General features: G+C 43.3%; 13 protein-coding genes and 1 pseudogene. 2 read left to right on the top strand and 12 right to left on the bottom strand.

Annotated features, from left to right (window positions below; all coding sequences use genetic code 11):
* The 8 genes from fusA to fkpA all read right to left on the bottom strand — a co-directional run.
* On the bottom strand, positions 1-1,640 hold a 1,640-nt coding region (gene fusA, locus B7C60_RS01745; RefSeq protein ID WP_245868401.1), incomplete at its 3' end, for an elongation factor G.
* 76 nt (positions 1,641-1,716) lie between these two features.
* Positions 1,717-2,187 (bottom strand): 30S ribosomal protein S7, encoded by a 471-nt coding sequence (rpsG, locus tag B7C60_RS01740; protein ID WP_042490263.1) that lies wholly within the window; start codon positions 2,185-2,187, stop codon positions 1,717-1,719.
* Between the two features lie 115 nt (positions 2,188-2,302).
* Positions 2,303-2,677: a 30S ribosomal protein S12 gene (rpsL, locus tag B7C60_RS01735; protein WP_078927413.1), complete on the bottom strand. Its 375-nt coding sequence runs from the start codon at positions 2,675-2,677 to the stop codon at positions 2,303-2,305.
* Between the two features lie 180 nt (positions 2,678-2,857).
* On the bottom strand, positions 2,858-3,133 hold the full coding sequence (gene tusB / locus B7C60_RS01730) for a sulfurtransferase complex subunit TusB (RefSeq protein WP_099610157.1): 276 nt from the start codon (positions 3,131-3,133) through the stop codon (positions 2,858-2,860).
* A gap of 11 nt (positions 3,134-3,144) precedes the next feature.
* A complete protein-coding gene (tusC, locus tag B7C60_RS01725) occupies positions 3,145-3,501 on the bottom strand; it encodes a sulfurtransferase complex subunit TusC (protein ID WP_099610156.1) in 357 nt (118 codons plus the stop codon).
* The gene (gene tusD / locus B7C60_RS01720; RefSeq protein WP_099610155.1) at positions 3,498-3,899 is read right to left on the bottom strand and encodes a sulfurtransferase complex subunit TusD; all 402 of its coding nucleotides are present in this window, start codon (positions 3,897-3,899) and stop codon (positions 3,498-3,500) included. The genes tusC and tusD overlap by 4 nt, the downstream gene beginning before the upstream one ends.
* Positions 3,900-3,902: 3 nt before the next feature.
* Positions 3,903-4,619, bottom strand: coding sequence for a helix-turn-helix transcriptional regulator (locus B7C60_RS01715; protein WP_099610154.1), 717 nt, complete (start codon positions 4,617-4,619; stop codon positions 3,903-3,905).
* Positions 4,620-4,841: 222 nt separating this feature from the next.
* The gene (gene fkpA / locus B7C60_RS01710) at positions 4,842-5,615 is read right to left on the bottom strand and encodes an FKBP-type peptidyl-prolyl cis-trans isomerase (RefSeq protein ID WP_099610153.1); all 774 of its coding nucleotides are present in this window, start codon (positions 5,613-5,615) and stop codon (positions 4,842-4,844) included.
* A 136-nt stretch (positions 5,616-5,751) separates the two neighbouring features.
* Between fkpA and B7C60_RS01705 the strand changes: the two genes are divergently transcribed.
* Complete coding sequence (locus B7C60_RS01705) at positions 5,752-6,735, top strand: WD40 repeat domain-containing protein (protein ID WP_170887941.1); 984 nt, start codon at positions 5,752-5,754, stop codon at positions 6,733-6,735.
* Positions 6,736-6,737: 2 nt separating this feature from the next.
* Positions 6,738-6,965 (top strand): SlyX family protein, encoded by a 228-nt coding sequence (locus tag B7C60_RS01700; protein WP_099610151.1) that lies wholly within the window; start codon positions 6,738-6,740, stop codon positions 6,963-6,965.
* 29 nt (positions 6,966-6,994) lie between these two features.
* On the opposite strand, the gene B7C60_RS01695 is transcribed toward B7C60_RS01700, so the two are convergent.
* The 4 genes and pseudogenes from B7C60_RS01695 to hflX all read right to left on the bottom strand — a co-directional run.
* Positions 6,995-7,186: a DUF2065 domain-containing protein gene (locus B7C60_RS01695; RefSeq protein ID WP_099610150.1), complete on the bottom strand. Its 192-nt coding sequence runs from the start codon at positions 7,184-7,186 to the stop codon at positions 6,995-6,997.
* A 59-nt stretch (positions 7,187-7,245) separates the two neighbouring features.
* Positions 7,246-8,226: a protease modulator HflC gene (gene hflC / locus B7C60_RS01690; RefSeq protein ID WP_099610149.1), complete on the bottom strand. Its 981-nt coding sequence runs from the start codon at positions 8,224-8,226 to the stop codon at positions 7,246-7,248.
* A 2-nt stretch (positions 8,227-8,228) separates the two neighbouring features.
* The gene (gene hflK, locus B7C60_RS01685) at positions 8,229-9,431 is read right to left on the bottom strand and encodes an FtsH protease activity modulator HflK (protein WP_099610148.1); all 1,203 of its coding nucleotides are present in this window, start codon (positions 9,429-9,431) and stop codon (positions 8,229-8,231) included.
* A 45-nt stretch (positions 9,432-9,476) separates the two neighbouring features.
* Positions 9,477-10,547, bottom strand: a pseudogene (gene hflX / locus B7C60_RS01680) (ribosome rescue GTPase HflX); the annotation flags it as partial.

Here is a 10,547-nt window from a genome sequence, read left to right as displayed (position 1 = left end):
ACCGGATTGATGAATTCTTTAGGAATTGCACCACCCACGATTTCGTCAACAAAGACGAAGCCTTGTCCCGGCTCGGCAGGTTCAACTTTCAACCATACATGACCATATTGACCACGGCCACCTGACTGACGAACAAACTTGCCTTCAACTTCCGCTTTACCACGAATGGTTTCACGATACGCAACCTGAGGTTTACCCACGTTGCAATCAACGCTAAATTCGCGTTTCATGCGATCAACGATGATATCTAGATGAAGCTCGCCCATACCAGAGATTAGGGTTTGCCCCGTTTCATTATCGGTTTCAACTCGGAAAGATGGATCTTCCGCTGCGAGTTTACCCAGTGCAATGCCCATTTTCTCTTGGTCAGCTTTAGAGCGCGGCTCAACGGCGATCTGAATGACTGGCTCAGGGAACTCCATACGTTCAAGAATCACTTTATGATCTTGGTCGCACAAAGTATCACCGGTTGTAACGTCTTTCAAACCGATTGCCGCAGCAATATCGCCAGCGCGAACTTCTTTAATTTCTTCGCGTTTATTAGCATGCAATTGAACGATGCGGCCAAAACGCTCTTTCTTCTGTTTCACTGAGTTATAAACAGCATCTCCGGAATTGACAACCCCAGAATAGACGCGAATAAACGTCAATGAACCAACAAAAGGATCGGTAGCAATTTTAAAGGCTAAAGCAGAAAATGGTTCATTGTCGTCAGCATGACGTTCAACCTCATTTTCACGATCATCGATCCCTTTAATAGCAGGCACTTCAACCGGTGATGGAAGATATTCAACCACTGCATCCAATACCGCTTGCACACCTTTATTTTTAAACGCACTTCCGCACGTGGCGAGTACGATTTCGTTGTTCAGTGTCCGTTGGCGAAGTGCTTGTTTTATTTCAGCTTCGGTTAATGCACCTTCTTCAAGGTATTTATCCATTAACTCTTCACTCGCTTCAGCAGCCACTTCAACTAAGTTGTTGTGCCACTCTTCAGCAAGCTCTTGCATCTCTGCTGGAATTTCTTCATAGGTGAAGGTCATGCCTTGATCGGCTTCATTCCAGTTAATGGCTTTCATCTTGATCAGGTCGATGACCCCTCTGAACTCTTCTTCTGCACCAATATTCAATTGGATAGGAACAGGAGTCGCACCAAGACGATGTTTAATTTGGTCTACAACGCGTAGAAAATCTGCCCCTGTACGGTCCATCTTGTTAACAAATACAATGCGTGGAACATGGTATTTATCCGCTTGACGCCAAACAGTCTCAGATTGAGGCTCAACACCAGACGAACCACAGAAAACAACCACTGCACCATCGAGCACACGTAATGAACGCTCTACTTCAATGGTAAAGTCAACGTGTCCTGGGGTATCAATGATATTAATGCGATGATCTTGGAATTGGGCATCCATACCACGCCAGAAAGCCGTGGTGGCAGCAGAGGTAATGGTGATACCACGCTCTTGCTCTTGCTCCATCCAGTCCATAGTGGCAGCGCCATCATGAACTTCACCAAGTTTGTGAGAAAGGCCGGTGTAGAACAGAATACGCTCAGTAGTGGTTGTTTTTCCTGCATCTACGTGAGCACAGATACCGATATTACGGTAGCGCTCAATAGGAGTTTTACGAGCCACGATTGTATCCTCTTACTAAGGTTAACCTTAGAAATATAGAAATGTGCTGCGAGAGAACCTCGCAGCACAGAAGGTATTACCAGCGGTAATGAGCAAACGCTTTGTTTGCTTCTGCCATACGGTGAACGTCTTCACGTTTCTTAACAGCAGTACCTTTGTTTTCTGATGCGTCTAGCATTTCAGCAGCTAGGCGAGCAGCCATAGATTTTTCACCACGCTTACGCGCAGCTTCAACCAACCAACGCATAGCAAGTGCGTTACGGCGAACCGGACGAACTTCTACAGGAACTTGGTAAGTTGAACCACCCACGCGGCGAGATTTAACTTCGACCGCTGGGCGAACATTTTCAAGAGCTTCTTCAAATACAGCTAAGTGATCTTTACCAGATTTCTCAGCCATAGTGTCTAGTGCAGTGTAAACAATTTTTTCTGCAGTAGATTTTTTACCGTCAACCATTAGGATGTTAACGAATTTTGCCAGCAATTCAGATTTGAACTTTGGATCTGGAAGGATCTTACGCTGACCAATGACGCGACGACGTGGCATGGAATATTCTCCGTTGTCTTCTTCAGGTTATCCAAAACTTTTCAGTTTCTTCAAAATTAAAATTTAATTTTAGTGTTTGGCCTTACTTAACGCTTCTCTTATAAAAAGAAGGGCATTAAGACTTAGGACGCTTCACACCGTACTTAGAACGACCTTGTTTACGGTCGTTAACGCCTGAACAGTCAAGCGCACCACGAACAGTGTGGTAACGAACACCCGGAAGGTCTTTTACACGACCGCCACGGATAAGAACGACACTGTGCTCTTGTAGGTTATGACCTTCACCACCGATGTATGAAGTAACTTCAAAACCGTTAGTTAAACGTACACGACATACTTTACGTAGTGCTGAGTTAGGTTTTTTAGGGGTAGTAGTATATACGCGAGTACATACACCACGTTTTTGTGGGCACGCTTCGAGTGCAGGCACGTTGTTTTTTGCAACTTGCTTCACACGTGGCTTGCGTACCAACTGGTTAATCGTTGCCATTAGCTAGCTCCTGAATTTACTTAAAGTAAGCTTTGTGAAAAATCTAGCCCTAATTGCTTTACGCAAATAGGGACGCAAAATTCTATGCAGCAGTGAGAGGTGTGTCAAGAAATATACAGATCTTTTTTCTGTAAGGGAAATGGGGGTGTCAGTCTAAATGCACAAAGGCTAACAAAATAACTACCAACTTATTGATTTTTCGGCATTAATTGTCATATCAACAAATCCAGCGATATTAATGATATGTATCGGTTCAGCACAAGCCTCTAACCACCCTCGTGCTGCCAGATCCTCTTGTAATGCATAAACTGTGCTATCACAGGGAAGATAACGATAATAGGGAGAAGAGATCTTACTCGCATAAACGGCTTGCTCAACCAACAGTAATACATCACCACACTGTAAGTAACGAGAAAGCCATGTGAGTTGCTCTAATTTTTTGACAATATGCAGCATCTCATTCCCTTTTAAAACGTTAGAACGTGATCAAAGTCTTGCCACTGTTTCGCTATCTCAACTGGCGTTAATGGCTGGGCATCAATCAGTAAATCTTCAATATCCATGCCCCATTCAGCCAAGCTTTGCTGGCAAACATAACGCTGTTCAATGTCGTAAAGATCAAGCAGTTTAAATGCAGAAAGATAATCGCGGCTCAAAACATGCTCCGGTTGCTGATTTTTCACTAATTGCAACACCCCTTCTGCGACAAAAAAAACGGCCAAATTATCGTGATAAGCTGAAGTCGCTAACAACGCATCTAACCCTTCGCGACCGGCACTAATGGCATGCGGTGAAGAGTGAAATATAAAAGCAATTTTCTTCAAAACTGTATTACTCTATCATCACTTAGTAACGCTTCAGCTAAACTACCAAGCCCAGTTTGCTGAAATGATTTAGCTAGGTTTGCAGCACTACGCTGGTGCAATGAGGCTTCACTATCGCTTAACAGTCCCCTTCTCAACGCAGCCGCAACACAAGTTTCAAGACTAACATGATATTGATTCGCCAAGGTTTGCCATCCTTTGACTAAGTCAAATTCATCATTGGCAGGCACCGTCAATGCTGAGCCATTAGATACACCGTCTTGATAGAAAAACACCCGTTTTAACTGATGCCCTTGCTCAATCACATTCAGAGCAAAGAGATACGCATTACGAGCTGACTGTGTCCCATAACACGGGCCATTGACTAATAAAGTAAAGGTTAATGCAGGGCTGTCCACGGCCTATTCATCCCCAGTTTTGCGTTGACGGATGTAAAGATAAACGGTGTGCTTAGAGATATTTAGCCTATCCGCGACCCGATTAATCGCATCTTTAATATCAAAAATTCCTTTATCAAACAATGCCATAACAATTTGACGATTCTTGGTATTATTCGAAACTGATTTATCAGTATTGATTTCTTCGATAGTCCGTTCAACGGTTTGATCCACCAATTCCTCTACATCACTGGCAAAGTTGACAGAAGATGCCGCTTCTTGAGCTTCTTGAGTGGGCATAAATGATTGAAGAACTTGAGAAAACGGAGCGTCCAAATTAACATTAATACACAATAAACCAATGACACGGTTGTCACCATTGCGGATCGCAACGGTAATCGACTTCATTAGTACGCCACCTTTCGCTCGAGTAAAATAGGAACGCGAAAAGTTACGTTCAGAGCCTTCAATATCACGCAGCATTTTGAGTGCTAAATCAGTAATGGGAGAACCAACTTGGCGACCGGTGTTCTCTCCATTGGCAATTTTTATTGCTGAAGTATTTAAGTCTTCCAGTGAATGCAGCACAATTTCACAAAATGGGCCGATTAAACTGGCAATACCATCTACTACCGCTTCATAAGAGCGTAAAATCACTTTATCGTGCTCAGTAAAAGGTTTTACATGAACGGATTCAAACTCGAGTAGCATGTCAGTATTAATATTTTCTGTGCTTGTCACTGTACTTTGACCTTAAAACGAAACATCAACTAATTTCTGTAAGTTTATCAGATAATTTTAGTCTATGACTGAGCTAGCTCATTAACAAGTGATTTAAAGCACGTTCTGAGGATAATAACCTAGCATCTTAACCCACAGGCGTATGATTGGTGATGGGATATAACAAGGCCAGGGAGAAAAAAGGGCCTGAACTTCAGACCCTACCAGCATAATACTACCCGATTACTTCGCTTCTTCACCATTGCCTATTTTTAATAACTCGACTTCAAAAACCAGCGTCGAATTGGCAGGAATGGTTGGTGTATCTTGCTCGCCATAAGCTAATTCTGGTGGAATGACGAATTTATACTTAGCGCCAACTTGCATCAGTTGAACGCCTTCTGTCCATCCCGGAATCACTCGATTAAGCGGGAATGTTGCAGGTTCACCCCGATCATAAGAGCTATCAAACTGAGTCCCATCAATCAATGTACCTTTATAATGAACTTGAACGGTATCGGTATCTTTCGGAGACTCACCTTCTGCAGGTGTTACTACTTGATATAAAAGACCAGATTGTGTTTGCTTCACTCCGTCTTGCTTAGCAAATTCTGTACGGAACTCGTCACCAGCTTTTTTGTTAGTCTCGGCTTTTTCTGCCGCTTTCGCTTGCATAAGGCTAGCAACGCGTTTGTCTAACGACTCTAATGCCGATCGAGTTTCTTCTTCTGTCATCTGAGCATTGCCCGCAAAAACATGTTCGATGCCTTTTAATACAATATCTTTATTAAGCTCAACGCCAATTTCGCTAGGTTTATCGATGCTGGCAGTCAGGTAGTTAGCAAATGAAACACCAATTGCGTAGGCTGCTTTATCATCCTCTGAATGGAAAGTGACGGTTTCTACTACCGGTTGAGCTTGCTCACTGGCTTTAACAGTCGCAGGATCATCTTTTTGACACCCAACAGCGAGCATAACCGTAGCCGCAAGCAGCGATACTTTAAACAGTGATTTCATTGAATTCTCCAAATTTGTAGGTAAACCTTTTGTGAGTGTGCACAAAACTGCTTTTTAATCTGGTGCACAAGCTCATGTTGTACCAATATAACGGTATGTTTTGTAATTGTCTTTACTACTTCACGGATAATTAGTTTTGAGGCGAATAATTTCTCATTTCATCCTGCAACTGCTTACCATGTTGCTGTTAACTGGCTGTTTTTTCTTTGACAACGATGTGGAACGTTGGGTATTAGAACCCAACGGTTCCACCAGTTTTGCATTGAGTCGCGATGGGCGTTTTGCCCTAGTATACTCCCAAGAGCATCAGCTGGTTCTCTGGGATTTAGCACAGCGTCAACAATTAGCTCAACTAGGCGCGCAAGATCCGCAAGCAAGTACCGTATCGTATATTCGCATTTCTGATAATGGTCAGTATGCGGTGACTGCGAGCCAAATCAACTTTGCCGTCTGGCACTTAGGATGGACCCAAGCCAAAGGCCTATGGTCTATCTCTGACGGGGTAATCCGTGATATCGACATCAGTAATAATGGTGAACAAGTCCTCATTGGACTATCCAATGGTAAAGCCATTTACGTAGACTTAGTCTCTGGAAGGCGGCTTGAGTTCCTTGCTCATTATGAAAAAGTAAACTCGGTGGCTCTTTCTCCGAATGGGCGCTATGCATTGAGCGGAGGAAATGACCGTATGGCTTATCTATGGGATACTCAAACCGGACAAATCATCTATCACTTTGAGCATAGCCAACGGGTAAATCGGGTTGCTCTTCAGCGCGACGGTCGACTGGCATTCACCTCAGACAGTGGAAATCAGTCGGTTATTTGGAATTTACAGACCGGTCAAAAACAGACAAAATTACACAGTTTTTCTCGCCAACTACTTTTTTCAACCGCACGATTTTCTGATGATGGGCAGTATCTTATTACTGGCACCCCTTCAAGTTTGATTAGCGTTTGGCGGACAGATAATGGCCAACAGCAAGCTCGCTTTGAAGCAAAAGCCCAAAAAGATGCACGGCCACCTAGAGCCGTAGTGTATGATGTTACCTTTAATTCTCAACAAAGAGTGATTTCCGCAACCTCTGCAGGTATCGCTCAAGCATGGAAATTTGATCATTAGCCATGAATGAAAAGACGATAACACAACTCGAAAAACGCATTGATGACTTAGAGTGTCAGTTAGCTTTCCAAGAGCAAACCATTGAGGAGTTAAACGAATCCTTAACTCAACAACAACTTGTGATCAGCAAGATGCAAGATCAGATGAAATATGTCGTGGGTAAAATGAAAAATATGGATAACTCAAATCTTGCCGACCCAGCCAATGAGCCGCCGCCACCACACTACTGACTACTGAATGAAGAAAAAAAGTAGCGATATTACTGGCGGATAAAGACATAGACAATAACCACTCCAGTGACCACCAAGCAGCCACCAATACGTCGCAACTGGTTATTTGACTGTTGGGTAAGCTGAATAAGCATATGACGCCAGCCATTCGGTACAAAGAGTGGCCCAATGCCTTCCACCACCAGTAATATTCCTATCGCTACCCATATTAGATTCGACATAATTGTCTCCAAAAAAAAGAAAGGCTCCTATGGAGCCTTTCTAAATAGACGGTCAATATCTACTTCGCTATTGCACCCTTTGCGCTATTCATGTATCGGAAGAAGTCACTCTTCGGATCTAAGACAAGAATATCGCTCTTTTGGCTAAATGAGTTTTCATAAGCTTGCAACGAACGTAGGAAACTAAAAAACTCCGGATCTTTATTATATGCATCCGCATAAACTTTAGCGGCCGTAGCATCAGCTTCACCACGAGTAATACGAGCCGTTCTATCTGCCTCAGCAATAATCGTTGCCACTTCTAACTCAGCCTGAGCTCGAATAATTTCAGCTTTCTCACGCCCTTGTGAACGGTGACGACGAGCCACAGATTCACGCTCTGCGCGCATCCGACGATAGATGGATTCACTGATCTCGTCTGGTAAGTTGATTTTCTTCATTCTAAAGTCCACCACATAGACACCAAGATCTCGGCTAGCATTGACTCGAGTTTCCTCTAATACTTCAGCCATGATTTCATCACGTTGACCATCAATTTCAAGCGCTTGTTTCGCCGCTTCAGTGGCAACAACCTCATCATCTGCACTATCAGGTAGTACGTTACTGTTACGAGGACCAGAAACAATTTGCTTAATTTCTCTTGAACCGATCTCTGAACGTAAAACGTCTGTTACACGGCGTTCAAGTAGTGCTTCCGCCGTTAATGCATTACCACCTCCTGTCGCCAAATAGTACTGACCAAAATCTTCAATACGCCATTTGACATAAGAGTCGATAATGACATCTTTTTTCTCAGAGGTCACAAAGCGATCTGAGCGACTATCCATTGTTTGAATTCGAGCATCTAACGTTCTCACTCGATCAAAGACGGGCATTTTAAAATGCAAGCCAGGCTCATAAATTTTTGACACATCATTGTTATCTTTTAGGATGCGACCAAAACGAATCACAATCCCACGCTCACCTTCTGGGATGACGAACATTGACATCAATAACAATGCCAGTAAAACGACAACCACAGGGATCATTAATTTACGCATGATTAGTATCTCCCTTGACGTGAACTGGTTGAACGAGGCTGAGAAGTGTCAGTGTTACCTGATGTTGTTGCACGTTTAGATTCCAACTCGATTTCATCATAAACTGAAGATGAACCACTTTGACGTTTGCTCGTTGCTTCATTTTGACCGGCTAATTTATCAATCGGCAAATACAGTAAGTTGCCACTAGATTCCGAATCAATCAGAATTTTCGAACTGTTGGTATATACTTCTTCCATCGTATCCAGATACAAACGATCACGCGTGACTTTCGGTGATGCCAGATACTCCGGCAATAGTTTCTCAAATTGAGCAACCTGACCTAACGCTTCATTGGTAATCCGTTCGCTATAACCAAGTGCTTCTTTCTTCAGACGCTCAGCACGACCTGTGGCTTTAGGTAGAATTTCGTTTTTATAAGCTTCTGCCTCACGAATGAAGCGCTCCTCATCTTCTCGAGCAGCAATTGCATCATCGAATGCATCTTTCACCTGCTCCGGTGGGCGTGATGACTGAAAGTTAACCCCAACCACAAATAGCCCCATATCATAGCCATCAATGATTTGGTTTAACGTTTCTTGTGTACTCTGACGAATTTGTTGACGGCCACTGGTCAAAATACTATCCATCAATGAATCACCTACGACGGCACGTAATGCGGAATCAGTTGCTTGGCGCAAACTATCATCAGCATTAGTTACCTTATAAAGGTATTTATAAGGGTCAGCGATACGATACTGGACATCCATAGCAACAGTAACCACATTTTCGTCTTTGGTCAGCATCAGACCAGAAGCACGCAATGAGCGAATCGCTTGTACGTTAACTGGTGTCACTTCGTCAATAAAACGCGGGCGCCAGTTTAGACCAGGATCAACCATTCTATCGTACTTACCTAAGCGTAAAACCACACCACGCTCAGCTTCACCGATAGTATAAAAACCAGAAAAGAACCAAATTGCGATAGCAATAACAGCAATAATACCTAAACCAATTGCACCACCACCAGTAAACGATGGTCCTTTTCCTGTGCCACCTTTTTTGCCAAACTTGCCGCCCAGTTTTTGACTCAGTTTGTTAAACACTTCGTCTAAATCTGGCGGACCTTGCTCACGACCACCTTTATTACCGCGATTATTATTACCCCAAGGGTCATTGTCGCGGCCATTGTTGTCGTTATTATTTCCGGGCTCATTCCACGCCATTAGAAAGCTCCATCATTTGATATGACGTTATACTCTAGCAGCCCTTTAAGTAACGATAAAGTCACGTAAAGCTGCCTGTTCTCTTTTTTCTAGTCTAGACCAGTCAACCTGTTGCATTCGAATCGATATCAACAAATTGCCTGTTGGATCATACTCTTCCTGCTGAATTGCATTCATTTGGAAAAATAAACTACGAATCCGACCTTGATACTGCGGTGGGATCGATAAGCGGTATTGAATGATTTGGCTCGCTAAACGTTCTGTTAATGCTGAAAAAAGCAAATCGATCCCGATACCTTCCATAGCCGAAACCCAAACTGCTTTGGGTACCCCTTCATCGTTTCTCTCGATACGAGGCTGGTGACCATCAAGATTATCAATCTTATTCATGACCAACAAAGTAGGAACTTCGTTTGCACCAATTTCCAGCAAGACATCATCCACCGCTTGGATATTCTCACGAAAACGTTCATCACTTGCATCAACAACATGTAACAAAATGTCAGCTTGCTGAGTTTCTTGTAACGTTGCTTTAAATGCGGCGACTAAATCATGTGGTAAGTGGCGAATAAAACCCACTGTATCAGCCAAAATCGCGGGCCCTACATCGGCAAGTTCAATTTTTCTTAATGTCGGATCTAAGGTCGCAAATAGCTGATCAGCCGCATAGACTCCAGCAGAGGTAATTTGATTAAATAAGGTCGATTTCCCAGCATTCGTGTAACCCACCAATGAAATCGTTGGGATTTCAGCACGGTTTCTTGCTCTACGTCCTTGCTCACGCTGTTTAGAGACTTTCTCTAAGCGGCGTAAAATTGCTTTAATTCGTTCACGCAATAAACGGCGGTCAGTTTCTAATTGCGTCTCTCCTGGCCCCCGTAAGCCTATCCCACCTTTTTGTCTCTCTAAGTGAGTCCAGCCTCGGATTAAACGAGTAGAAATGTGACGTAACTGAGCTAATTCGACTTGTAATTTGCCTTCATGAGTCCGTGCTCGTTGGGCAAAGATGTCTAAAATCAGCCCTGTCCGATCAATCACTCGACATTGGCAAAGCTGTTCGAGATTACGTTCTTGAGCTGGAGAAAGGGCGTGGTTAAAGATAACCACATCAGCCTC

Source organism: Vibrio fujianensis, assembly GCF_002749895.1.
GTDB lineage: Bacteria > Pseudomonadota > Gammaproteobacteria > Enterobacterales > Vibrionaceae > Vibrio > Vibrio fujianensis.
The sequence above is the reverse complement of the archived record's forward strand: the minus strand, read 5'-3'. Positions and strand labels throughout refer to the sequence as shown.

Bases quoted from the DNA above. Each gene is read 5' to 3' on its own strand.
- rpsL (WP_078927413.1), bottom strand. From the start codon at position 2,677: ATGGCAACGATTAACCAGTTGGTACGCAAGCCACGTGTGAAGCAAGTT.
- B7C60_RS01700 (WP_099610151.1), top strand. From the start codon at position 6,738: ATGAATGAAAAGACGATAACACAACTCGAAAAACGCATTGATGACTTA.
- hflK (WP_099610148.1), bottom strand. From the start codon at position 9,431: ATGGCGTGGAATGAGCCCGGAAATAATAACGACAACAATGGCCGCGAC.
- hflC (WP_099610149.1), bottom strand. From the start codon at position 8,226: ATGCGTAAATTAATGATCCCTGTGGTTGTCGTTTTACTGGCATTGTTA.
- B7C60_RS01695 (WP_099610150.1), bottom strand. From the start codon at position 7,186: ATGTCGAATCTAATATGGGTAGCGATAGGAATATTACTGGTGGTGGAA.
- tusB (WP_099610157.1), bottom strand. From the start codon at position 3,133: ATGCTGCATATTGTCAAAAAATTAGAGCAACTCACATGGCTTTCTCGT.
- fkpA (WP_099610153.1), bottom strand. From the start codon at position 5,615: ATGAAATCACTGTTTAAAGTATCGCTGCTTGCGGCTACGGTTATGCTC.
- rpsG (WP_042490263.1), bottom strand. From the start codon at position 2,187: ATGCCACGTCGTCGCGTCATTGGTCAGCGTAAGATCCTTCCAGATCCA.